The following is a 23,790-nucleotide window of genomic DNA, read 5'->3' as shown; positions in this document are numbered from 1 at the left end:
GCGAGGCAGATGGCGATTCAGTTAAAGGCATGACTTGATTCATCGATTACCCCTTGGCGGGATATGCCGTGAAGCATCTTTTTAGCGGGGACACAAGGAGCGGCGACAGGCGCCGCGAAATAAGTAGCAAGAACCGCTTTAATAGGAGGGAAGAGGCGTTGATCAAGCTGCGGAGCTGTTACGTGAAGGATTTTCATGGAAAATGGGAGATGAACAAGGAATTGACGCAATCTCATGTGCTAATTGCCGTCACGAGGGGGAAAATCATCTACTGGGTGAATGACGAGAGCATCTTCCTTCAGAGGGGCGACGTACTGTTCATTCCTGCCGGCTCGATTCGCGGCGGAACCTCCTTGGAAGAGCATCAGCGATATGCGACGCATTTCACGCCCGAAGCGCATGATCGCAGCCTGCTGCCTTTGCTCATGGATCAACGCTATTGCAAGACGACCATCAGCGGGTTCGAATATTTCAAGCAGCGCTTCCTGCTGCTCAAGCATCACTGGCTTATGCATGGGCCCTATTCGGAAGCCTCTTGCTTCGCGATCCTGCTGGAGCTGCTCGGCATTATCAATTACGAACGAGACAAATGGAAGCTCCCGGCCAAAAAAATCGATATGGCGGAGGACGTCAAAGCTTATGTGCTTCAGCATTACAAGGAACCCGTTACGCTTAACGATCTGTCCGGCTACACGGGAAGGACGCCTAATCATATCTCGCACGCGTTCAAATCCGTAACCGGCTTGAGCCCGATCGAGTATCTTCATCATGTGCGGATCTCGAAGGCGAAGGAGCTCATGTTCGATAAGCGGATGCCGATGAGCGAAATCGCGGAAGAGACCGGATTCTGCGATCAAGCGTATTTCAACCGAATATTCAAGAAGCTGACCGGCTGCTCGCCGACCGCATTCTTGAAGGGAAGGACGGATTAAGGCCTCAGGTGACAGCGCTCTCGCGGAAATCGTTGAATCGTACAAAAGAACCCTTGATTGTTACTTCTATCGCCGGCTGGAGCCGATTATGATAGAGACAAGAACACGCACAAACGATGCGGAGGGGATTATCGGTGCATACGTCATGCTTGGAATATGCTTTGACCGATGAAGAGCGCAAGCAATTTAACGAGCAAGGGTATTTGGTCATGGAGGAGGCCTTGTCCGCGGAGCAGGTCGGGAAGCTGTCCGAAGAATTAGACCGCATTCATGCCGAGAAGATTAAGGAAGGGCATGACCCGAAGACGGCGATGTTTTATCCAAATTTCATTCCTGACCACGAGGTGTTTCTTGATCTGGTCGACTACGAGAAGGTGCTGCCGAAGGTCTGGGGCATTCTTGGCTGGAACATATATTTGTATCATGCCCATATGATTGCGACGCCGCCCTCCGGTCAGGAGAAGAATGATCGAACGTTCGGCTGGCATCAGGACAGCGGGCGCGTGAATATGGAGATGGAGAGTCATCCGAGGCCCCGCTTATCGCTCAAGGTCGCATATTTTCTGTCGGATGTCTCGCAGCCAGACAGAGGCAATTTCTGGGTCGTGCCGGGAAGCCACTTGAAGGACGAATTGGCGATGCCTGCTGATCGCGAGGGTCAGCCTGCGGGAGCGATCCCGATCTGCGTGAAGCCGGGAACAGCCGTTTTCTTCGACAGACGGTTGTGGCATGCGGGAACGCCGAACTGGTCGGATCTTACGCGCAAGGTGCTGTTCTACGGCTATGGTTACCGCTGGATCCGCACGAAAGACGATATGACCGTCCAGCATCTCTGGGAACGCAGCGATCCGATCCGCAGGCAGCTGCTCGGCGCAAGCGTGAACTGCAACGGCCACTACACCCCGACAGATGACGATGTGCCGCTGCGTACGTGGTTGAAGGCGCATCAGCCGGAACTGGTGTAATCCAAGAATAATAACGAAAAATCCCACGAGCATTCGTGGGATTTTTCTTCGCAGCCTTCTAGAATTATGCTGGTATGTTAACCGAATTCATTGACTATCCCGCGTTCTCGCGCAGGAACAAGGCCATCATCGCGTTCAGCGCACGTTCCGATTCCACGTCAACGCAGAAATCAATCGGATTACCGACAACGGGAACTGCTCTTCGATCCGTCACAACCATCCCGGACGTGTGGAGGCCCTCGGTCTCAATAACGGCAAGCAGGGTCTGTTTCTTCACCAAGCTTGGATCCGCGGCAACCATTACGGCAAGCAAATCGTGCATCGGGCAAGCTCCGATCAGATGGCTCACCTCTTGGTAGAAGTCAAAATAATGCTCCAGCGAATCGCGCATGAACGCAACGAGCGGCTGCTTCCCAGCAGGGGCATGGGTCAGCATGTATTGTACATGCGCCTTGGTCAGCAAGGTCTTCAGCGTCACATCCAGGCCAACAGCCGTAATGGGCAGGCCGGATGCGAATGCATATGCGGCGGCTTCCGGATCGCCGGCTAGATTCGCTTCTGCAACGGGCGTAATATTTCCTGGCACGAATACGTTGCCGCCCATGACGACAACTTCCTTGATCTTCGTAATAATGCCCGGGTCGAGTTGGATCGCGTGTGCTAGGTTGGTCATGCGCGCAAGCGTCACGATCGTAATTTCGCCGGGATTATCGTTCACGGTCGATACGATGAATTCTGCCGCGCTCTGTCTGATTGGCTGCTGCTCGGATTTCGCCAGCACAGCACCGCCGATTCCGTTCTTGCCATGCACATGCTCGGCCGAACCCGGAAAATCACGCTTCAGCGGCTTGGACGCTCCGACCGCAACAGGAATTTCAAAGTTGGCTCTCGCAAGCTTAAGCAGTCGCAGCGTGTTATCCGTTGCCTGATCGACATCAATGTTGCCGAAGCAAGTCGTAATGCCCTCCACATGGATATCCGGTGCCAATACGGCGTACAAAATCGCAATCGCATCGTCGATTCCTGTGTCTACGTCAATAATCATTCTTGTTTTATTCATGACTAGCATCCTCCGTCGTTAACCGGCCTTGCTCGAAGACGGCCGATTCTCCTTGTAATCTTTGCGTACCCGTTGGAAAGCAGAAAAATCCCGGCTACAATAAAATGCGGCTGCGCATTTCGTTGTAATCAGGATTTTACGGTTCCTGGTAGAGACCCTCGGCCCATATCGCCAAAGTTATACTCGATTATTTTAACGGATGCGGTCATTAATAAGCAAGCGAAAGCGGGAGTGCTTCCACTAGAGCACTTTCCTTTGCCTGAAGAAATGATCAATCAGATAGAACGCTTGCGGGAAGCTCAGGCCAAGCTGCCAGGAGCCGAGGCCTTTCAACCGGTAATTAATCGTGAGCAGGGCCTTTGCAGCGCGGGCGCGCGCATCCTCGAACCATACGATATGTTCTTTCCCGTCTTCGTCCGTATACGAGAAATGGGGCTGCTGTGCCGTTTCGGAGTATAGGATCGGAACCTGGTACTGTCTTGCTATATTCGTGGCGCTGTTAACGGAGACCGCCTTCGCTCCGGTCGGGGAACCGTTCTCCATCGTCCAATCGAATCCGTACCTCGGTACGCCAAGGATGATTTTATCCCGCCGAATAAACCGGATTGCGTAATCCAGCGTTTTCTGAATTTCATCGATCGGCGCCACAGGACCGGGTCCTGAATGCGCTTCGTGATAATCATAGGCCATGAGGAAGACGAAATCGACAGCAGACGCGATTCCCCCGTAGTCGTATCCGGGAAATTCATTATCGGAGCGCTTGACCGGCAGGGCAACGGCTGTATAATAGCCTTCGGGCTGGAGTCTCTTGTGCAAGGCGTTCAAGAAGCTGGAATACATATCACGTTCAGTGCCGGTCACATTCTCGAAATCAATCATAACACCAGCGTAATTCTTGGTTTTCACTAACGTATAGATTTGTTCAATCAATTCTGCATGTCTGGTGAGCTAAGCACCGTCTTGGTCAATTCAGGGCTGAAGCCGCCCGGCGTCAGATTGGTTATCGTGGCAAGCGGAGCGACATGATTCTCTCTTGAAGCGCGTACCGCTACGTCATCATTAGTCAGCTCGCTGAGCGTGCCATCTTCGTTGATGTGATATTCAAAAATTCCGAAGTACGTGTTGTTCGGCGAAAAGTATCGAATGAGAGATTCGGTTCGTTCTTGCGTACTGGGCAGTATGAAGCTAAGTCCTTGTTCCATATACTTGGGACGGGGCGGCAAAATAAGCCGTCTTCCGATGGACAACGCATCGCTTGTTAGGCGATTGGCGTCCTTGATCGCCTGAATAGGGACGTAGCTCACGGCAGCAATCTTGTATAAGGAATCGCCAGGCTGCACGATGTACACATTCGTTGGCAGGATCAGGGCTTGGCCGGGAACCAAGCTTAGGTTCGTTTCATCGAAGCCGTTAGCTCTTCGGATCTGTTCAATTGAAACTTGATATTTATTCGCGATCGAGAATAAGGAATCGCCGTATTTAATGGTATAAATAATCATAACGGACAGGCACCTCCAAATGAATTGGCTAGCTTTACCGGGTGCTACGATTATCTTATTCAGCCCAACTTGTCTTTTAATCCAATTGGTTGTAAATCCCATTCATCCGGAGACTGACAAGGAAAAGACGGAGAAGTATAATAGGGGATAACCATGCATGGATGGTTTAACCAGACGACACCATTAAAGGAGAACCGATATGTTTCATACCGAGCAATATAACGCAGCACGTGAACAAAATTACGAATTGGTCATTCGCCAATTGCAAGCACTGCTTGAAGGCGAATCCGATCGGATCGCTAACTTATCCAATGCCTCGGCCCTGCTGAATCAATTTCTGGATCGTATTAATTGGGTAGGCTTCTACGTACTGCGGGACGGCGAATTGGTGCTTGGGCCGTTCCAAGGACTGCCAGCCTGCGTGCGCATACCGCTGTCCAAAGGCGTATGCGGCAAAGCTGCAAGTGACCTTGCAACCGTCCGCGTCGCGAATGTCCATGAGTTCCCAGGGCATATCGCCTGCGACGCTGCTTCGCAATCGGAAATCGTCATCCCAATCATTAAGAACGGGGAATTGCTGGGTGTGCTCGACATCGACAGCCCTGAGCTGGAACGGTTTGATGAAATCGATCAGCACTATTTGGAGCAATTCGTGGATCGTCTGACTGCGCATCTGTAAGCTGTTTTTTGCGTTTGCGATGGACCGACCGGTTGCTTTTATTACTTTCTTCCTTGGTAAAACGCTGCTGCTAAGAGGCATTCCCTTGAAAAGAGGGAATGCTTTTTTGCATACGCTGCGGTTACAATCATAGGAGAGAGCAAGAGCTTTTCCTATGCACGCGTATCGTGGACAAGTCCAATTTGTACATAGAAGGGGAACCCGAATGAACGTTGAAACGAGCAAGCAGTGGAATGAAGCGTTATGGCTGAAAGCCGAAGCGATATACGAGGAAGCTTTTCCCGAGCATGGCCGGAAGACTCGGACCATCGTTCGCCGCATGCTTGAGCGGGAGATCGCAGCGCTGCATGTCTGGAGTGAATCGAATGACACGATCGCAATGGCGCTGACGGCCTTCGATACCACATCGGAAGCGCTGATCATCGACTATCTCGCAGTACGCCGTTCCTGTCAGGGCCTTGGAATCGGCCAATTATGTATCCGTCAGCTCTCAGACTGGGCATTACGAACGATGCCGGGTTGCCGGGGAATGATAATCGAAGCGGAGGCGGAGCAGACGCCGGAGAACGCAAGCCGGATTCGCTTTTGGAAGAAAGCCGGGTTTACGCTGACGGATTACATCCATCACTACATTTGGGTGCCGGAGACTTATCACGCCATGGTGCTTAGCTTCCATGCTGAAAACCCGCTTACGCATGACGGTAAAGCGTTGTTTAAGGCTATCACGAGATATCATGAGAAGGCTTATCGGAGCAAAGGCTGATTAGCCAATGCTCCTCTGAGCCGGGCAAGCTTCGTTCAAAAAGGGTTTACAAACTCAAATCGGTAACATATAGTTACCTTGTGACAGTTTTGCATTAGAGCAACATTTTGTCCCTATAACAAATTATATTTTTTTATCACAAATGTTGCATTCATCAAACTTAATTTCCTTAAGACAAGATTGGAGGATAACCGTAATGGGATTTGATCCGAAACGACCCGTATCCCGCAGAGACGTGTTGAAATGGGGGGCAGCCGGCGCTCTCGGCCTTTGGGGCAGCACCCTGCTCAGCCCGGGGAAATGGTTTGGCAGGACGGTAAGCGCCATGGAATCGCATGAAGGACACTCGTCAGCAGCCGCGAAGAAACACCAAATGATGGCGCATGGGTATGAACCGAGCGATGAGAATACGCCTGGTATGGAGGCGGCCTTCAAGGCATTGACGACATTCGATTACGGAAAAACAAGCACGAGGGATGGGCGAACGGTTCGGGAATACAAGCTGGTGGCCATGGATACGGATGTGGAAATCGCGAAGGGCATTACGTTTCCCGGCTGGACGTTCAACGGTTCGATTCCAGGTCCAACCCTGCGTTGTACGGAAGGAGATATCCTTCGCATCAAGTTCTGGAACGGCTCGCTCCACCCGCATTCCATTCATTTTCATGGCATTCACCCTACCAATATGGATGGCATTGAGCCCGTTCAGCCCGGGTCGGAGTTCATTTATGAGTTCGAGGCAAAACCCGCAGGCATGCATCTGTATCACTGTCATATCCCGCCCTTGTCCAAACACATCCACAAAGGACTATACGGTAACTTCATCATCGACCCCGTTAAACCAAGAAAACCGGCTCGAGAGCTGAATATGGTGATGAACGGTTACGACTTGGATCTGGACGGTGAGAATGAGATTTATACGGTTAACGGCTACGCGTTTGCCTTCCAAGCCAGACCGATTGAAGTAAAAGTCGGCGAATTGGTGCGCGTGTATCTCAGTAATTTCACGGAATTCGATCTGATTAATTCATTCCATCTTCACGCGAATTTGTTCCACTACTACGAGGTCGGGGCCGATCCGGATGCAAGACCGATCTATACGGATACCGTTATGCAATGCCAAGGTCAGCGGGGCATTCTTGAGATGGTGTTCCCATCGCCCGGAAAATACATGTTCCATGCCCACCAAAGCGAGTTTGCGGAGCTGGGCTGGATGGGCTTCTTTGAAGCGAAAGGGTAAGAGAGGAGGAGACAAACGATGCAAACGAAGGCAGTAGTTGATCGATTAAAGCCATTAAAGTCCAAGGGCATATGGGGAATACTTCCTGTCGTGCTTCTTGCGATTGTCATCGTATTAATCGCGAATTTCGGCACCGGCATCAAAACTGAGTCCGTCGCGCCGATCGAAGTGCTTGATATCCCGAAAATTATTCTGACCGACGAGGGCTTTGCCGTCCACGTGTTCAACTCCGGGCCGGAGGAAGTGACCATCGCACAGGTGCTGGTGAACGATGCGTTCTGGAATGCGGAGTTCAATCCAAGTCCGACAATGAGCAGATTCGGCGAAACGGAAATTAAGATTCCGTATGGCTGGGTTGAGGGCGATCCGTATGAAATCAAGCTGATTACGTCGAACGGATTGCTATTCTCCGGCGAGGTTCCCGTTGCGGCCAAAACGCCGGAGCCGAGCGCGGCGCGCTTCGGCCAATATGCGTTAATCGGTTTCTATGTCGGCGTCGTTCCCGTAGGATTGGGGCTGTTATGGTTTCCGTTCCTGCGGCGATTCTCCAATCGCGGCATTCAAGCGATACTGGCGCTAACGGTCGGTCTGTTGTTCTTCTTGGTCGTGGATACACTGCAGGAAGGGTTGGAGCTTGGGGCGGAAGCGCCTGGGGTCTTCCAAGGCACCGGCTTGGTCTGGTTCGGCGCGCTGCTCAGCTTCCTCTTCCTGCTCGCGATGGATCAAGCCTCCGAACGCAAGGGAGCCCGTTCGGGCAAGCATGTCGCTTACAAAATCGCCGGCGGCATCGGTCTGCACAACTTGGGGGAAGGACTGGCGATCGGAGCTGCTTTCGCAACCGGAGAGGCTGCGCTTGGAACGTTTCTGGTGATCGGCTTTACGCTGCATAATATAACGGAAGGCGTCGGCATCGCGTCACCTCTATTGAAGGAACAGCCTACGTGGCGGACGTTTCTCAACTTGGCCTTGCTGGCCGGAGCACCAGCGATTGCGGGAACCTGGGCGGGCGGCTTCGTCTTCAATGATACGCTGGCGGCATTGTTCTTCGGCATCGGCGCAGGCGCCATTCTGCAGGTCATCTACGTGATCGGCGCGATGATCCTTCGAGAAGCGAAGAAATCGGCGTCGCCTTCCATGTCGTGGCTGAACTTCGTTAGTCTCACCGCGGGCATTCTTCTGATGTACGCGACAGCGATGCTGGTAAATTGAATTGATTGAGTTTCCAGGCGGATGCCAGGAAAGGGCGGAGGTGTGAGAAATGCCATTTAATATAGGCTGGACGGGTATCTTGTTGATCGCGCTTGTCGGTCTGCTGATCTTCGGTCCGAAGAAGCTGCCGCAGCTTGGCAAAGCGTTCGGCACGACGATCCGCGAGTTCAGAACGAGCACGAAGGAGCTGGTCGAGTCCGATCAAGAAGATGGGGACGTGAAGAAAGACGCACGTCATTAATAGGTAAGCCCTTGAGCGGATGGAAGCTCAAGGGCTTTTTTGTGCAGCTTGAGCTGCTCTGCCGCGATCTGGAACGGAATGTATGAAGGATATGGAATGGATGTCTGGAATAGGTGTAGGCGTTGATTATACCAGTCGAATTGGGGGAGTACGCATGCAGCTGCAAGGCGGATATCACTATAATGCAAACGATTTGATTGACCGGCACGGGTATACATAATATCACGAGGTGGGATACAATATGAAATCCTCAAAAGCATTTACGGCTGCGCTGATCATAAGCTTGGTTGCGCTTAGAATCAGTGCCGCGGCACTGATTGCAGTATTAACCAAGTGAAGCAAATTAAGACCCGAATATACCCAAGCACTTGGGATTATTCGGGAATTTAATATCACTTTAATAATCAAGTGAATAAGATGTCTGCAGGGAGGACTGCAGATGAGCAACATTAAAGGAAAACGAAAACTGGGCAAAGGGCATTATCGCCAGGTTTTTAATTTTTCAAATACCTCAGTACTAAAATTGGCGGTGTCTAAGAAGGGAATTAGAAGCAATAGAAATGAAGTAAAGGTATATAAACACGCTCGAAAAAAGAATAGAAAATACCTAGGGAAAATTAAGAAGTACGGAAAGAATTACACTTGGATCTTGATGAAAAAATATAGATCTAGAGCCAAGAACACCGAAGCTAATCAAATTCGTTTAAAGCGAATCATAAAAAAGTTGCGGAGAAACAACATTAAACCTATGGATATCGTTGCGCGTAACGGCAAAATCAAGAGGGGCAATGTCGCTATCTATAAAAAACGCTTGGTAATCATCGACTATGGCAAATTTAAAATCCGCAAGAAAAAATAAAAGAGCCCTGTATACAATTCTGGAATCATCCTGAATCGTGTACAGGGCTGTCAGTGCTTATTCGTTGATATGAACTTTCTTCGTCTTATAGACGTGCCCATCAATTAGCCTACCGTATGCGGCCAGCTTGTCATTGACAATGACTTTAATCGTCTCTTCAACGGTTGGCTGGATGATAGTCGCGCCTGTATATGATCAAAGAATGACCGCTCCATCACGTTCACATCGACGAATCCTGAGGTTCCAAGAACGTCCCCTTTGGACGTGTACTGAAAGACTGCCCACTTGTCCCAAGTCGTATTGCTCGAAGGCTGTTCCACACCGTAATGAACGACCCACGCGGCCAAGCAAAAAGTGCTTTGCCTAGGTTTGAACGCGAAAAGGCCGCGCCAGTGTAAACCATGGCCGGATGACCCGTAAGCCGCTCTACAAGGAAGGTGATATCGGCGTTGTCCTTCATGGCTTCAAAGGCCGCAATGCGGCTTTTTTCATTTTAAGGAGGCGCAGCCGGTTGCAATATGCAAAGAAGCGCAAGCATCGGCAGATTGGTACGGCAAGTATTTGGAATTCAAGCTGTTCGTCGAAGATCCGCTCTATCTGGAGCTTAGAGCTGACAGCGGGATGATGGTAATCTGATCGAGCTTTGGAGCGATTATGACGGAGTAGATGGGCGGTAACGAGCAGCGCATCTATGCGATTGATTTTGGCGCCAAATAGCAGTTGCCTCCGAAGGGTCACGTTCTCGTCGATAACGATCGACGTAGGCGCGGTCCTTTTTGACGCAGGGTGCAAGCGGCAAGGGCGTAGGTGGTCTGATAGGGAGAACAGTTTCATGAACACGATATTTTATAAGATATATTTAATATGTCATTATATCTTTGGAAGTTAGAAGAAATCAAATGTTCAGCATGTCGTAAAGTTGCATAAATGGCTTCAATACGGGATAAAACAGGAACGGCTTATCGACAATCTTCGCTCTATTTGAAAGGGAAGTTGATCGTTGTACATGTTTTATATGTATGATATATTTAGGCCGAATGTAAAAGAATGGAGGTGGTACCCTTTGTCCAAGCGGGGTTCTCGGTGAGGTAATTACGCATTGTCCGGCCTCATTCGTATGACTGTCAGCTGCTTCACACTCACTTTAGGAAGTGTCAGGAGGTTGTCGCATGACTGCTGAACAGAATCTAGGACTTCATGCCTTATCCCAACCTGGTGAATTTACGGCGCTTGACCGGTTTATGTTTGAATCATGGGGATATTTGGTCATCCCGAATGTATTGTCGGCCGACCAAGCGCAAGCTTGCTTGGAAGCCGCCATTCGCCTGCATGAGAAGGCGGGCACATCAGGATGGGCCCAAGTCGGCCGCGGGTTCGAGACGGAGCCGACACTTGATGAATTGATTGACCACCCAGCCATCCTGCCGAAAGTAAGAGCTCTGTACGGCGACCGATTCATTCTGCAATCTGCATGGTGCACGAAGCAGCTGGCATTCGGCGGCGCTGGCGGATGGCACCAAGACGGCTCGGGCGCCTACGATTTCAAGCAATTGGCGTATCCCATTCCACTGCTTCAGCTTCGCGCTTCGTATTTGCTCACCGATCAGTCATTGCCTCGGATGGGCAACATGGAAATGATCCCGGGCAGCCATAGAGCACAGGTGCCGCTTCCCCCGGACATTCGCCGCGACAAGGGTGATCTGCCGATCGGACAGGTGATTTGCGCACCTGCGGGCTCCGTGCTGCTCTTCCATAATGCGGTATGGCACCGTACCTACATGCATGACGGCAATTATGATCGATACACCGCGCATTATATATACAGTCCGCCTTGGGTCCGCTTCTCGGATCGATTCGTGAACGACAAGGAGTACCTGGAACGCACAACGCCCGTTCGACGTTATTTGGCTGGAGAGTACGAACGTCCGGACGCACCGTTCGGCGCAGGGTACCCGGTCGTTTTTGACGTTGAATAAGCAAATTTTGGTGAACGAGAAAGTTGATTGCGCCTGCGAGTCATGACATTCGTTTATGGAGGGGAAATCAATGTTGAATGTGGCCATGATTAGCAAGTGGCACGTACATGCCGAAGGATACGCCAAGCAGCTGCAAGCTCTTGGAAGCGTTAATATAACGGCGGTGTGGGATGAGAATAGCGATAGGGGACGCAACTGGGCAGAGGAGCTTGGCGCTGCATTCGAAGCCGATCTGCATGCGCTGCTTCGAAGAGACGACGTAGACGCCGTTGTCGTCAACGCTCCGACCAGCATGCATGCCGAAGTGATGGTTGCCGCCGCAAACGCAGGCAAGCATATATTCACGGAGAAAGCGATGGCGCTGACCGTGGCGGAATGCGATCAAATCGCTGCAGCCGTGCGGAATGCGGGCGTCCAATTTTGCATTTCGTTTCCCGCGCGCACGAGACCGCAGCATTTGTTCGCGAAACAGCTGCTGGATGATGGTCTGCTAGGTGCCGTGACGCTGCTGCGCATTCGCAACGGCCATGATGGCGCGCTGAATAACTGGCTGCCCGAATATTGGTACGACGAGCAGCAAGCGGGCGGGGGAGCGATGATGGATCTAGGCTGCCATCCGATGTACTTGGCAAGCTGGCTGCTCGGACAGCCTCGGCGAATCACGTCCATGTTTAATTATTTCACCGGCAGGTCCGTCGAGGATAATGCGCAGTGCTCCATCGAATTCGAGAACAATGCGGTTGCGCTGCTGGAAACGAGCCTTGTGACGTATCAGACGCCTGCCGCATTCGAGCTGTACGGCACGGAAGGCACGCTGATCATCTCCGGAGAGAGCGTCAAATTCATTTCCAAGCACGCGAATTCGCCGCTGCAGGGATGGATAACGCCAAGCCGACTGCCGAAGGAGCAGCCGCTCCCGCTTACGCAGTGGGTGAACAGCCTGCTGAACGACGAGCCGATGCCTTTCGGTTTGGAGGATGGCACCAAGCTGACGGAGCTGCTGGAAGCAGCTTATATCGCGCATCGTGAACGAAGAACCGTGGAATTCAAGCGTTCGGGAGGGAGATAAGCGATGCGGACCGTGAAAATAGGCATTATCGGCTGCGGCATGATCGCGAACGACAAGCATATGCCGAGCCTGGCTAAGGTGGAAGAGGCGGAAATGGTCGCGTTCTGCGATCTGAATGAGGAGAGAGCCCGCGCGGCGGCGTTGAAGTACGGGGTTCCAGGCGCGCGCGTGTACACGGATTACAAGCAGCTGCTCGCCATGGAGGACATTGAAGTCGTCCACGTGCTGACGCCGAACGTTTCGCATGCGGTCATTTCGATTGATGCGATGGAAGCCGGCAAGCACGTCATGTGCGAGAAGCCGATGGCGAAGACCGGCGCCGAGGCAAAGGCCATGGTCGACGCCCACGTCAGAACCGGCAAGAAGCTGACGATCGGATACCAGAACCGGAGCAAGGCGAACTCGCAGCTCCTGCGCAAGATGATTGTGAACGGTGAGCTTGGCGAGATCTATTACGCGAAGGCGGTCGCGACGAGGCGCAGAGGCGTTCCGACCTGGGGCGTTTTTCTGGACAAGGAGAAGCAAGGCGGCGGTCCCATGATCGATATCGGCACGCATTCGCTAGACCTGATACTGTGGTTGATGAACAACTACGAGCCGGAGAGCGTGACGGGCAGTGTGTTTCATAAGTTGAAGCATACGCCGAATGCCGCAAACGAATGGGGCTCTTGGGAACCGGATCAGTTCGAGGTGGAGGATTCTGCCTTCGGCTACGTGAAGTTCAAGAACGGCGCCGTCGTGTCGATTGAAACCAGCTGGATGCTGAACATCGCGAAGTCGGAAGGCTCGTATTTGTGCGGAACCAAGGGCGGCGCCGATTTCAAAGACGGCTTGCGGATCAACGGCGAGCGTGACGGAAGCTTGTTCCTGAACGTCATTAATGTGGATCCGAACGCAAGGGAGCTGTTCAGGGGCGAGAAAATGACCGATTTCGAGTATGAAGCGAAGCAGTGGATTCATTGTATCGTGAATGACACGGAGCCGCTCGTGAAGCCCGAAGAAGCGATGGTGGTATCGGCAATTCTTGAAGCCGTCTATATTTCTGCCGAAACAGGCAAGCCTGTTTACTTCGATTAAGACGCATATGCGAATAGGAGAAGGGGCGGGCCGCAGCGTTCGCCTCTTTCTTATTGGGATCGAATAATGTGCGGTATAAGGATGAAATGAGGGGCGCATGCAGGGATGAAGCTATTCGTGGCAAGACACGGTCAAACCGAATGGAATGCCGCTAACCGCGTATCCGGAATAACGGCAGCCATATTAGGGGACTTCATTGGCAGAACGGTTCATATCGTATGCGAACTATTACGCAGGCAACCGCGAAGTTACAGAATATTCGTTTAATTAGTATCAATCCCGGACATTTAGCCGTTTACAAGCATGATATTCATTTGTTATCCTAGACAAAATATTCAAACGCGATGATGAGAAGAGTAGCGGACAACACGCTTCCACAGAGAGCTCCGGCAGCTGAGAAGGAGCAAAGCGCCTGTTCGTGAACCAAGCCTCTGAGCAGCATGCCGGAACCGATTCGGGGATGGCAGGACGGGCGCTCCCGTTACAGGGCTAGAGTATCGCATGGCTTGCTGCAATGCCGTACTTGAAGAGGTTAATATGGCGACATATTAATGAATCTGGGGTGGTACCGCGAAAATTTCGTCCCCAAGACAACAGGTCTTGGAGGTGAAGTTTTTTTGTTTTTTGTGCCGGTTATTACGATACCCATTCATTAGGAGGCGCCGACATTGGATAACGAAACATCTCGCACGGCCGATTATTTTCTAGTTAAATTAATAAACGAGGAGCTCGATGCAGCTCCGTTCGACAGAACCATGTGCACGCGGTTTCCGCCCGAGCCGAACGGTTATCTGCATATCGGAAGCGCCTACGCGATCCAGACGAATGTCGAGATCGCACAAACCTATAACGGCAAGTTCCATTTGCGCTTCGATGATACGAACCCTCTCAAGGAGGACATCGCGTATGTGAACGCGATTATTGAGGATATCAAGTGGCTCGGATACGATCCCGGGGAGCATATCTACTTCGGCTCGGATTACGCGGAACGTATCTACGATGCCGCCGTCATCCTAATCAAGCGGGGCAAAGCGTACGTCTGCGACTTGACGCCGGTGGACGTGTCCGCTTATCGGGGCACCTTGACGGAGCCGGGCGTAGACAGTCCCTACCGGGAACGATCCATTGAGGAGAATCTGATCCTGTTCGCGAGCATGAGAAACGGCGATTTCAAGGCAGGCGCTAGCGTCCTCCGTGCCAAAATCGACATGCGCTCGCCCAACATCAACCTGCGCGACCCCATCTTGTTCCGTATTGTTCATGCCAGCCATTATCGAACAGGCAGCGATTGGTGTATCTATCCGATGTACGACTTTGCCCATCCGATTCAAGATGCCATCGAGGGCATCACCTATTCGTTATGCTCGATCGAGTTCAAGGACCATCGGCCCTTGTACGAATGGGTGCTGCGGGAGCTTAATATCCCCGCGCCTCCGAGGCAAAGGGAGTTTGGACGGCTCAGCTTAACGGGCGTCGTGACCAGCAAGCGGTTCCTGCGTCAGCTAGTTGAGGGCGGTTACGTAGATGGCTGGGACGATCCGCGGCTTCCTACGCTTCGCGGTATGCGCAGAAGAGGCTATACGCCGGAGAGCATCCGCAGCTTCATTGCTGAGATCGGCAGCATCCGAACCCAAAGCACCGTGGACATCTCGCTTCTGGACCACTGCCTACGGCAGGATTTGAAAGAGAAGACCGTGAGCGTCATGGCCGTTCTGAAGCCGCTCAAGGTCGTTATCACCAACTACCCGGAAGGGGCTTCGGAGATGTTGATGATCGACAACAACAGCGAGAACGCATCCCTTGGAAGCAGAGAGGTTCCTTTCTCCAGAACGCTGTATATCGAGCGTGACGATTTCGAGGAGCTTCCCCCCAAGGGCTTCCACCGCCTAAGTCCGCATGCCGAGGTCAGATTGAAGGGCGCATATTTCATTCGATGCGAGGAAGTCGTCAAGGACGAATTGACCGGTGAAATTACGGAGCTGCGCTGCACGTACGACCCGGACACCAAGAGCGGTACGGGGTTTACCGGCCGTAAGGTGAAGGGAACGATTCACTGGGTAGACGCTGCGCAAGCGGTGAAAGCAGAAGTGCGTTTGTACCATGAATTGCTCCTTGCTCCAAGCGTTCCGGGGGAGGACGGCGGAAATTGGGCCGATGCCATCAATCCGGAGTCGCTTGTAATCGTGAGTAATGCTTGGATCGAACCGTTCGCGAAGCATGCTCGGCCAGAGCAGCAATTTCAGCTTTTCCGCCATGGTTATTGCTGCGTCGATTCCAAGCATTCGCCCGGCGAGAACCTCGTCTTCAATCGAACGGTGCCGTTGAAGGATTCGTGGAATAAGAAATAAGCCGAATTTGAGTCATATAAGATCTACAAAGCCGCGTTCTTCGCGGCTTTTTTTTATTGCATGATCGCTAAACTCGGAATCTAGCTATTTTATTGAATATTATGTAATGGCATATGGTATAATTTCCAAATCATAACTATTAGAAGCGGAGGAAATTACCGTTGATCGACCTTCAGACATCAGGTGTCGGCGTTCTGCATGTAACTTATTCCAGCTTGGGACGTACATATAGTGCAGTTATGCGGGGAGCGGGAGGAATCGGGCTTGACTGGAACATCGTTTATTAAACTACTGGGACTGCTTCTTGGCGTGGCGGCCGTAAACGTATTGGTGCTGTCTCCCGGCTTCATCGGCCTCGAGATCGGAGGCAGCGCCTTCTCGGCAGCATGCGGAATCACGTTGTTCCTTGCCAGTGCGCTTGCGCTTCTCTATGGGAGCTACGCACTGCTCTTTAAACCTCCTCTTGCGCTTCCGGTAAAGGAAATCAGAACGCACGAGGATTACATTGAAGCGTTGTCCCGTTATAAGCGAATGAAAGCGCTGGAGCATGAGATCACGCTGGCACTGGAGCAGCTGGACCGCTTACATAAGAAGAAGGATACGTTGCTGAACGTGCTTCAGCAGCGATTCGATCCGGCGGAGCTCAGCTATAAGAAGTTCGCTTCTACCATTCTTGAAGTAGAAAAACTATTTTATTTGAACGTTCGCAGCATCTTGAATCGACTGAGCGTCTTTGACGAGTCGGAGTTCAAGCGTCTCCAGGGGAGGCAGGCAGCATCGCTTCCGAAGGATCTTCTCCAGGAGAAGACGGCGATGTACAACGAGTACCTTACCTTCGTCAAGAATTCCCTAGGAACCAATGAAGAAATCTTGTTGAAGCTAGATAAGCTGCTGCTGGAAATCTCGCGCCTCGACAGCTTCGAGCCGGGTGACATTGAGAATATGCCATGTATGCAAGAGATCGACGCGTTAATCCAGCAAACGAAATTATACAAACAATGAGAGGTGCTCTGAATGGTGAAAAAGGGGAAGTTCTTTCTAATTTCCGGTATTTTTCTAGTATGCGTATTCGGTCTTGTCTATTTTGGAATCAATTTGACTTCGAATCTCGGAAAGTCCAAATCCCAAGTGACCGCCGAAGATGCGGGGAAGCAGCTAAGCAAGCTGTACGATGATATTTCAGTTACGACAGAGACGCCGGTGAAAGGGCAGATCGACCTCGATCCTGCGGACGTTGCGGATTCGCTGCCGGATATCTCGAAGTTTCCGATTACGGTCCCTAATACAACCGATCAATTCGTCGAGATCTTCTCATCCACGGAAAAGTCGGGGACTGGCGTAGACGGCTGGCTGACAGAAGCGGCAGCTGCATTCAACCAAGCCAATCTTACGGTAGACGGCAAGCCTGCCTCCGTCAAAATTCGCAATATCGCTTCAGGAACGGCAGCTGATTATATTAAATCCGGCAAATACGTCCCAGATGCGTTCACGCCTTCCAACGAATTGTGGGGCGAGATGGTAAAGGCAAGCGGGATCAAGACGCAGCTCGTGTCGGGGCGCCTCGTCGGGAATGTACCTGGCATCGTCATTGCAAAGGCCAAGTACGATGCTTTGGTAGACAAGTACGGATCGGTGAACGTCAAATCCGTAACGGAAGCGATCGCCAATAATGAATTTTCCATGGGCTATACGGATCCTTTCGCCAGCTCGACTGGCTTGAACTTCCTCGTTACGGCACTCAATACGTTCGACAGCTCCAATATTCTCGGCGATAAGGCGGTTCAAGCGTTCGAGAAGTTCCAAGCCAATGTTCCGTTTATCGCGTCGACCACGATTCAGATGCGCGATGCGGCGAAGTCCGGCATGCTTGACGGCTTTGTATTGGAATACCAGACATTCGTCAATGCACCGGATCTAGAGAGCGGTTACGTCTTTACGCCGTTCGGGGTTAGACATGACAGTCCGCTGTATGCGCTAGGTGATATTTCATCTGATAAATTAGACATCATTAAGAAGTTTGCTGAGTTCGTCACGCAGCCGAAGTACCAGCAAGCCGCTAAGGAGAAGGGCTTTAATGGGCTTGAAGACTACAAGTCTGAGCTCGCGCCAGTCGATGGCAATCTGCTGTCCTCCGCGCAGAAGCTATGGAAAGAGAAGAAGAACGGGAGCAAGCCCATTGCGGCCGTATTCGTAACCGACACTTCCGGCAGTATGGCAGGCGAACCGCTAAATCGGCTCAAAGAATCGCTGCTCAAGGGACAGAAGTATTTGGGCAAAGACAACAGCATTGGCCTCGTCTCGTATTCCGACGACGTTAGCATCAAATTGCCGATCAAGAAATACGATACGCTGCAGCAATCGATGTTCGTGGGTGCGGTTGACAGTCTGCAAGCGGCCGGCGGCACGGCGACCTTCGACGGTATTGTCGTGGCGATGAAGATGCTCCAAGACGAGCTGAAGGCCAATCCCAACGTGAAACCGCTGATCTTCGTCCTGAGCGACGGGGAGACGAACGAGGGACTCTCGCTTAATGAGATCAAGGGCTTGATCGAGTCTTACAAAATCCCGATTTATACCGTCGGCTACAATGCCAACATCAAGGCGCTGCAGAGCATTTCGAGCATTAATGAGGCAGCCAGCATTAACGCAGATACAGATGATGTCGTCTATAAGATCGGCAACTTGTTTAACGTCCAAATGTAACTTTATCCTAGAGGAGGAAACCGTGTGTCGTTCTCAATGGAAGTGCCCAGCTCCGATGAAATCAAAGCCGTGATCGAGCAAGAAGTGAAGCCGGTGCCCGAAGAGGTTGCCAAGCTGAAGGAAGCAGCGGAGGCTAACGTTGCCATGATTATGGCGCTTGATCTGGAATCGCTGGAGAAACGCAGGGAAATATTGCAATCCATCGATACATTCGGCCTGAACACCATGAGATCATCCTCGGACAAAAATGCGCTGCTGCAAGTATCGGTCGGCAATCTCGCCAAAACCGGAGACGAGGGCGGTCAGGTTGCCAAAGGACTGGCTGAGCTCCACACCCAGCTGAAGGATTTGGACCCGAGCATCGTCGATTTTGCCAAAGGCGGGCTTCTCGGTAAGCTGTTTAATCCGATGCGCGCTTACTTTCTCAAATATCAGAAGGCTGACAACGTCATTGGGGATATTGTCGTCTCCCTCGATAAAGGGAAGTTTACGCTTAAGAACGACAATACGACGCTGGAGATCGAGCAGCAGCAGCTGCGAGACCTGACCAAGAAGCTGCAGAAAGAAATTCAGCTGGGCATGCTGATGGATGATTCCATCGCCGCTCAGATCGAAGCGGCTGCATCGCGTAATGAGGATCCTGACAAAGTAAGGTTCATCACGGAGGAAGTGTTGTTCCCGCTGCGCCAGCGCGTGATGGACCTGCAGCAGATGCTGGTCGTCAATCAGCAGGGCATTATGGCCATCGAGGTGGTCATTCGGAATAACAAAGAGCTGATTCGCGGGGTAGACCGCGCGAAGAACATCACGATCTCCGCGCTCAAAATTTCCGTAACCGTAGCGAGCGCACTCTACAATCAGAAGATCGTGCTCAAGAAGATCGAGCTCTTGAACCAAACGACGAACGAGCTCATTGCGGGCACGTCGAGAATGTTGAAGGAGCAGGGCGCCGAAATTCATAAACAGTCGCTTGAAACGAGCATTTCCGTCGATACGCTGAAGCAAGCCTTTACGGATGTTTTGTCAGCGCTGGATTCCATTAGTAGCTACAAGCAGGAGGCGCTGCCTAAGATGCGCGAAACGATCCAACAGTTCCGCGAGCTCGCAGACACGGGCGAGAAGCAAATTCAGCGCTTGGAGAAGGGGCATCAGCTCGGTATTTAAACGTGTCGCAGGCTTGAACTCATACAACGAAAAAACTGCCCTCGCGGCAGTTTTTTTTGTATAAAGAACACTGCTCGACAGGAGGAGTTTCCAGTGGGATCATCATGCGAGTCATGCTGCGAGACTATCGATCGCGAAATATCGACCACGATTTTTCCGCGTGCACTTTTGTCTCTCATCGACTTATGGGCTTTAGCCAATGGAACTCCGATATGGCAAACGCCGCCCGTCATGCCGTAGACCTCGCCGCCCTGAATAACGCTGGAGCTCTTACTCGTGATTGTCGCATACAGGCGGGTAGTAAACCCCTTCAACGGGTGTTACAATTAAATGACATGAAGGAGGTTTATAGTCATGTCTTTACCGTTCGTCTGGCTTGGCAATCATACGGCGATTGACTTTCTGAACACGCGCAAGATTAATAAAGGCAAACAGCAGGAGCTGCTGACTACTTTTGAAGATATAGAAGAATGGCTGAGAACGGCAGGTTTCCTGCATCGCATAACGGGAATTGCTGAATTGAATGCAGAGGATAAAATACGCATTCATGCCGAGGTTGTGGAAGTGCGAGAATTGCTCCAAACAGCCGTGGATGCCTTGATTCAAGGTGAAATATGGGACCAGCAATGGATCGATCATGTTAACGCGCTTCTTCAGGCGAATGCCGGATATTTGCGAGTTGCGAATAAGAGCGAATCTCTCCGCAGCGAGATGATTTACGAGGCTCATCGACTTGCGGGCTTCTTCATGGAACAGCTCGTTCGACTCACTAGCGAGTGCGTGCAGGGTAAAATCAAAAAATGCAGCAATCCGGAATGCATTTTGCATTTTTATGACCATAGTCGAAACGGTTCCCGGCGTTGGTGTGATGTCACAACATGCGGCAATCGCGTGAAAGTGAATCAATATTACCATCGGAAAAAAGCACGGCTGACCAAGTGAATGAATAATAAATCACATCAAAGGAGTGGGAAGCAGTGACGAACAGCGATAGCACCAGTCCGCTTGCTTCAGGCATGCATGAAATCATGATAGAAGGTGTAAGACAGAGCTGCCATCCTGATTGCTCTCGCTATGGATGCGATTGGAAAATAATTTAAAATTGCAAATAAACCTTGGATTCATATGAATTCAAGGTTTATTTATTTTTTACAAAGTAAATTAATAAGCATTACTCAGCATTTTGATTGATTATTCGCTTCTTGACAGAAGCATCAGCCAGTGGAATAATTTATTTATTCATTAATAAATATCGAGAGGGGTATTCATTTGGCAATCCGCGAAGACCGGAAAGAACAAATCATGGATAAGGCACTCGGTATATTCGCGGAGCGTGGGTACTATAAAGCGACGACGGCGCTGGTAGCGAAGGCTGCAGGCGTAACACAGCCGTATGTGTTTCACTTCTTCTTAAACAAGAAAGCGCTTTATATCGCACTTCTGGACCGTGCGATGCACCGAATTTATGACCTGCTTGAAGATGTGGAGGCGCCTGTTTCGCAGCTGGAGAATACACTCGGATCAGCTTTTCGTTCCGGCATGAGTATGTACCGCGACGAAATTTTGCTTGTCATGCAGTCGTATAGTATTTCCGAGCCGGTCATTCGTGAGCATGCCAGAGCGTTATTTCAATCCATTCACGATTTCATAAGCGTCAAATTCCAGAAGGCAAACGTGCCGAATGCCAAGCAGGCGACGAGCAGGTTCATGGCTGCAGGTTATTTAATCACAGTATCGGAAATGTTAGATGTCCAATCATTAGTTTCCTTCAAGACAGAATAATCCTATCACTTGTTCGAATTAGGGGATATGAATACATGATACCTAAAGAATATCTGGTCAATTCCTTCATGCAATTAACTTCAGACGGGATTGTCATCGTTGATGTAAACGGAACGGTGCTAGAGGTGAATAGGAAATTCGAAGAGCTGCATGGCTGGACGAGAGATGAGGTGATCGGGCAGGTACTGCCGATGACGCCCGATCAAGATAAAGAAGATGTGTTTCGATTATACCGGTCGCTTATTAACGGCGAGCAAAGCAAGAATTTCGAAGCGCTGAAGCTTCGAAAGGACGGCTCTACGTTTTATGCGAACGTTGCCGTCTCTCCCTTGATCGACAATGAAGGAACCGTAATCGGCTTCATCGGCGTGGAAAGGGACATTAGCGAGAAGAAGAAGGCAGAAGCGGAGCTGCTGGAACGAGAGCAGCAGTTTAAGCGGTTGATTAAGCTCAATCCGGAACCGATCGTGCTGCATAAGGATGGGATCATTCAATTCATGAACGATGCGGGCTGCCTGCTCTTAAGCAGCTTGCTGGAAGAAGAGTTCAAGGGCAAATCGATCTATGAATTTCTATGTCCAAGCGATAAGCCGCTCGTTATCAAACGGCTTCGTCAGGTCAAGCGGTCCGATAATTACACGGATTTTTTGGAAATTAAGATGAAGAAGCTGGACGGCACCTTCATCGATGTGGAAGTCTCATCGATTTATGTACATAAGAATTTAGGTTTTCCAGTCGTGCAGACCGTCATTCGGGATCTTTCGGAGCGCAAAAAGTCGGAAGAGACGATCATTCGATCGGAGAAGCTGTCGCTAATCGGTCAATTGGCGGCTGGAATCGCGCATGATATCCGTAATCCCCTTACGTCTCTCAAAGGATTCCTTCGCTTACTCATGGCTAAAAACGTGGACTACGTTGATGTCATGATGGAAGAGCTCGAACATATCAATTATGTCGTCAACGAGTTTATGTCGCTTGCGAAACCGCAGACAAACGATTTCAACGCGAGCAGCTCACGAGAGCTGATTAAGAGCGTTATTAGTTTCCTGCAGCCGCATGCTCATCTCTATAACGTTCAAATTCAATTGGACATGGAGCCGAACATTCCTTCGATAAATTGCAATCCGGATCAGATGAAACAGGTATTAATTAATGTAGTGAAGAATGCGATCGAATCGATGCCGAGCGGCGGCGCAATCAAGATTGTATTCCTGAACGATCGCGATCAAAGCTTGATTATCCGCATCGCAGATGAAGGCATCGGCATTGCGGAGGAAAGCTTGTCGCAGCTAGGGGAGCCGTTCTTCACGACCAAAACGAACGGTACCGGACTCGGTCTCATGGTGTGCAAACGCATAATTGAAGGACATGGCGGTACGCTGTCCATTCATAGCCAAATCAATCAGGGGACGACGGTCGAAATCACACTGCCTTACAGAAGATAAACGCCCTTATCCTCATTCCTCGTAGATCATCTTGCGCGTCATACCGCCGTCGATCACCAGATTCGTCCCCGTTACAAAATCGTTCGCGGGATCGGTCAAGTACAGGCAGGCTCTCGCAATATCGTCCGGCTTACCGACGCGCTGCGCCGGGTGCTGGATGTGATCCGAGGGACGCAGCGCTTCGTAATCGCCTGTCTCAATCCAGCCGGGACTGATCGCGTTGACGCGAATCCGATCCGGTCCAAGCGACAGCGCGAGCGCATGCGTCAAGGCGAGAATGCCGCCCTTGGATGCCGCGTATGCTTCCGAGTTCGGCTCGGACATCAGCGCCCGGGTCGAAGCGATATTCACGATCGCGCCGCCGCCGCTGCTTCGCATCCATTTAGCCGCTTCTCTTGCACAGAGGAAATTCCCCCGCAGATTGGTGTTCAATACATAATCCCACTCGTCTACGCCAAGATCATAGACAGACTTCCATGCGCCTAGCCCTGCATTGTTGATCAAAATGTCCAGCTTGCCGATTGTCTGCTGCAGCCAAATGAAGCACGCTTCAATCGAAGCAGGCACGCTCAAATCAACGATGCGGCTCAGCGGGTCCTGCCCCTCGCTGCGAATCAAGGAAGCCGTTTGCTCCAGCTTTTCCGCGTTGATGTCAATGAGGATTACGATCGCGCCTTGCTTCGCATACGTGATCGCCACCTCTCTCCCGATGCCGCCTCCGGCACCTGTAATCATGACATATCGATTCGTAAATGCGGTTTCCATTCCTCAACACTCCA

At 51.1% G+C, this 23,790-nt stretch carries 22 protein-coding genes, 1 riboswitch and 1 other annotated feature; of the genes, 18 read left to right on the top strand and 4 right to left on the bottom strand.

All coding sequences use genetic code 11. The annotated features are described in order from the left end of the window. The first annotated feature begins 158 nt into the window (after positions 1 to 158). The gene (locus KXU80_RS05785) at positions 159 to 932 is read left to right on the top strand and encodes an AraC family transcriptional regulator (protein ID WP_219837305.1); all 774 of its coding nucleotides are present in this window, start codon (positions 159 to 161) and stop codon (positions 930 to 932) included. 134 nt (positions 933 to 1,066) lie between these two features. Next, entirely contained in the window at positions 1,067 to 1,897 is an 831-nt protein-coding gene (locus tag KXU80_RS05780) for a phytanoyl-CoA dioxygenase family protein (protein ID WP_219837304.1), read from the top strand. 94 nt (positions 1,898 to 1,991) lie between these two features. Here the strand turns inward: KXU80_RS05780 and KXU80_RS05775 are convergent, their stop codons facing one another. From KXU80_RS05775 to KXU80_RS27885, 3 genes are all read right to left on the bottom strand, one after another. After that, entirely contained in the window at positions 1,992 to 2,957 is a 966-nt protein-coding gene (locus tag KXU80_RS05775) for a nucleoside hydrolase (protein ID WP_219837303.1), read from the bottom strand. Positions 2,958 to 3,062: 105 nt separating this feature from the next. Then, positions 3,063 to 3,161: riboswitch (purine riboswitch) on the bottom strand. A 36-nt stretch (positions 3,162 to 3,197) separates the two neighbouring features. Next, positions 3,198 to 3,887 carry a glycosyl hydrolase family 18 protein gene (locus tag KXU80_RS27890; RefSeq protein WP_258171274.1) on the bottom strand — a complete coding sequence of 230 codons (690 nt, stop codon included), beginning with the start codon at positions 3,885 to 3,887 and terminating at the stop codon, positions 3,198 to 3,200. Further along, on the bottom strand, positions 3,884 to 4,456 hold the full coding sequence (locus KXU80_RS27885) for a LysM peptidoglycan-binding domain-containing protein (protein WP_258171273.1): 573 nt from the start codon (positions 4,454 to 4,456) through the stop codon (positions 3,884 to 3,886). Before KXU80_RS27885 ends, KXU80_RS27890 begins: the two co-directional genes overlap by 4 nt. 199 nt (positions 4,457 to 4,655) lie before the next feature. Here KXU80_RS27885 and KXU80_RS05765 point away from each other — a divergent pair, with 199 nt between their 5' ends. The 16 genes from KXU80_RS05765 to KXU80_RS05690 all read left to right on the top strand — a co-directional run bounded on the left by KXU80_RS05765 (position 4,656) and on the right by KXU80_RS05690 (position 23,011). Next, entirely contained in the window at positions 4,656 to 5,135 is a 480-nt protein-coding gene (locus KXU80_RS05765) for a GAF domain-containing protein (protein WP_219837302.1), read from the top strand. 205 nt (positions 5,136 to 5,340) lie between these two features. Beyond that, a complete protein-coding gene (locus KXU80_RS05760; RefSeq protein ID WP_219837301.1) occupies positions 5,341 to 5,898 on the top strand; it encodes a GNAT family N-acetyltransferase in 558 nt (185 codons plus the stop codon). A gap of 373 nt (positions 5,899 to 6,271) precedes the next feature. Next, positions 6,272 to 7,138, top strand: a complete 867-nt coding sequence (locus KXU80_RS05755; RefSeq protein ID WP_374987779.1) for a multicopper oxidase domain-containing protein — start codon at positions 6,272 to 6,274, stop codon at positions 7,136 to 7,138. Between the two features lie 18 nt (positions 7,139 to 7,156). Then, positions 7,157 to 8,347 (top strand): ZIP family metal transporter, encoded by a 1,191-nt coding sequence (locus KXU80_RS05750; protein ID WP_219837299.1) that lies wholly within the window; start codon positions 7,157 to 7,159, stop codon positions 8,345 to 8,347. A gap of 49 nt (positions 8,348 to 8,396) precedes the next feature. Then, the gene (locus KXU80_RS05745; RefSeq protein ID WP_219837298.1) at positions 8,397 to 8,588 is read left to right on the top strand and encodes a twin-arginine translocase TatA/TatE family subunit; all 192 of its coding nucleotides are present in this window, start codon (positions 8,397 to 8,399) and stop codon (positions 8,586 to 8,588) included. 439 nt (positions 8,589 to 9,027) lie between these two features. Further along, positions 9,028 to 9,447 (top strand): hypothetical protein, encoded by a 420-nt coding sequence (locus tag KXU80_RS05740; RefSeq protein WP_219837297.1) that lies wholly within the window; start codon positions 9,028 to 9,030, stop codon positions 9,445 to 9,447. 1,169 nt (positions 9,448 to 10,616) lie between these two features. Further along, complete coding sequence (locus KXU80_RS05735) at positions 10,617 to 11,423, top strand: phytanoyl-CoA dioxygenase family protein (protein WP_219837296.1); 807 nt, start codon at positions 10,617 to 10,619, stop codon at positions 11,421 to 11,423. Between the two features lie 70 nt (positions 11,424 to 11,493). Then, positions 11,494 to 12,492: a Gfo/Idh/MocA family protein gene (locus KXU80_RS05730; RefSeq protein ID WP_219837295.1), complete on the top strand. Its 999-nt coding sequence runs from the start codon at positions 11,494 to 11,496 to the stop codon at positions 12,490 to 12,492. Positions 12,493 to 12,495: 3 nt separating this feature from the next. Then, the gene (locus KXU80_RS05725; RefSeq protein WP_219837294.1) at positions 12,496 to 13,569 is read left to right on the top strand and encodes a Gfo/Idh/MocA family protein; all 1,074 of its coding nucleotides are present in this window, start codon (positions 12,496 to 12,498) and stop codon (positions 13,567 to 13,569) included. A 335-nt stretch (positions 13,570 to 13,904) separates the two neighbouring features. Beyond that, positions 13,905 to 14,159, top strand: a binding site (T-box leader). 78 nt (positions 14,160 to 14,237) lie between these two features. Beyond that, complete coding sequence (locus KXU80_RS05720) at positions 14,238 to 15,917, top strand: glutamine--tRNA ligase/YqeY domain fusion protein (RefSeq protein ID WP_219837293.1); 1,680 nt, start codon at positions 14,238 to 14,240, stop codon at positions 15,915 to 15,917. A gap of 264 nt (positions 15,918 to 16,181) precedes the next feature. Beyond that, entirely contained in the window at positions 16,182 to 16,919 is a 738-nt protein-coding gene (locus KXU80_RS05715; RefSeq protein WP_219837292.1) for a hypothetical protein, read from the top strand. A gap of 12 nt (positions 16,920 to 16,931) precedes the next feature. Further along, entirely contained in the window at positions 16,932 to 18,620 is a 1,689-nt protein-coding gene (locus tag KXU80_RS05710; RefSeq protein ID WP_219837291.1) for a vWA domain-containing protein, read from the top strand. A gap of 24 nt (positions 18,621 to 18,644) precedes the next feature. Next, positions 18,645 to 19,784, top strand: a complete 1,140-nt coding sequence (locus KXU80_RS05705; RefSeq protein WP_219837290.1) for a toxic anion resistance protein — start codon at positions 18,645 to 18,647, stop codon at positions 19,782 to 19,784. 354 nt (positions 19,785 to 20,138) lie between these two features. Further along, positions 20,139 to 20,726 carry a CGNR zinc finger domain-containing protein gene (locus KXU80_RS05700; protein ID WP_219837289.1) on the top strand — a complete coding sequence of 196 codons (588 nt, stop codon included), beginning with the start codon at positions 20,139 to 20,141 and terminating at the stop codon, positions 20,724 to 20,726. A gap of 327 nt (positions 20,727 to 21,053) precedes the next feature. Beyond that, positions 21,054 to 21,566 (top strand): TetR/AcrR family transcriptional regulator, encoded by a 513-nt coding sequence (locus KXU80_RS05695; RefSeq protein WP_258171272.1) that lies wholly within the window; start codon positions 21,054 to 21,056, stop codon positions 21,564 to 21,566. A gap of 35 nt (positions 21,567 to 21,601) precedes the next feature. After that, positions 21,602 to 23,011, top strand: a complete 1,410-nt coding sequence (locus tag KXU80_RS05690) for a PAS domain-containing sensor histidine kinase (protein ID WP_219837288.1) — start codon at positions 21,602 to 21,604, stop codon at positions 23,009 to 23,011. Between the two features lie 12 nt (positions 23,012 to 23,023). Here the strand turns inward: KXU80_RS05690 and KXU80_RS05685 are convergent, their stop codons facing one another. After that, on the bottom strand, positions 23,024 to 23,776 hold the full coding sequence (locus KXU80_RS05685) for an SDR family NAD(P)-dependent oxidoreductase (RefSeq protein WP_219837287.1): 753 nt from the start codon (positions 23,774 to 23,776) through the stop codon (positions 23,024 to 23,026). Between the last annotated feature and the right edge of the window lie 14 nt (positions 23,777 to 23,790).

Source organism: Paenibacillus sp. R14(2021) (genome assembly GCF_019431355.1).
Taxonomy (GTDB): domain Bacteria; phylum Bacillota; class Bacilli; order Paenibacillales; family Paenibacillaceae; genus Paenibacillus_Z.
The sequence above is the reverse complement of the archived record's forward strand: the minus strand, read 5'-3'. Positions and strand labels throughout refer to the sequence as shown.

Bases quoted from the DNA above. Each gene is read 5' to 3' on its own strand.
- KXU80_RS05775 (WP_219837303.1), bottom strand. From the start codon at position 2,957: ATGAATAAAACAAGAATGATTATTGACGTAGACACAGGAATCGACGAT.
- KXU80_RS27885 (WP_258171273.1), bottom strand. From the start codon at position 4,456: ATGATTATTTATACCATTAAATACGGCGATTCCTTATTCTCGATCGCG.
- KXU80_RS05765 (WP_219837302.1), top strand. From the start codon at position 4,656: ATGTTTCATACCGAGCAATATAACGCAGCACGTGAACAAAATTACGAA.
- KXU80_RS05760 (WP_219837301.1), top strand. From the start codon at position 5,341: ATGAACGTTGAAACGAGCAAGCAGTGGAATGAAGCGTTATGGCTGAAA.
- KXU80_RS05755 (WP_374987779.1), top strand. From the start codon at position 6,272: ATGATGGCGCATGGGTATGAACCGAGCGATGAGAATACGCCTGGTATG.
- KXU80_RS05750 (WP_219837299.1), top strand. From the start codon at position 7,157: ATGCAAACGAAGGCAGTAGTTGATCGATTAAAGCCATTAAAGTCCAAG.
- KXU80_RS05745 (WP_219837298.1), top strand. From the start codon at position 8,397: ATGCCATTTAATATAGGCTGGACGGGTATCTTGTTGATCGCGCTTGTC.
- KXU80_RS05740 (WP_219837297.1), top strand. From the start codon at position 9,028: ATGAGCAACATTAAAGGAAAACGAAAACTGGGCAAAGGGCATTATCGC.
- KXU80_RS05735 (WP_219837296.1), top strand. From the start codon at position 10,617: ATGACTGCTGAACAGAATCTAGGACTTCATGCCTTATCCCAACCTGGT.
- KXU80_RS05730 (WP_219837295.1), top strand. From the start codon at position 11,494: ATGTTGAATGTGGCCATGATTAGCAAGTGGCACGTACATGCCGAAGGA.
- KXU80_RS05725 (WP_219837294.1), top strand. From the start codon at position 12,496: ATGCGGACCGTGAAAATAGGCATTATCGGCTGCGGCATGATCGCGAAC.
- KXU80_RS05710 (WP_219837291.1), top strand. From the start codon at position 16,932: ATGGTGAAAAAGGGGAAGTTCTTTCTAATTTCCGGTATTTTTCTAGTA.
- KXU80_RS05700 (WP_219837289.1), top strand. From the start codon at position 20,139: ATGTCTTTACCGTTCGTCTGGCTTGGCAATCATACGGCGATTGACTTT.
- KXU80_RS05690 (WP_219837288.1), top strand. From the start codon at position 21,602: ATGATACCTAAAGAATATCTGGTCAATTCCTTCATGCAATTAACTTCA.
- KXU80_RS05685 (WP_219837287.1), bottom strand. From the start codon at position 23,776: ATGGAAACCGCATTTACGAATCGATATGTCATGATTACAGGTGCCGGA.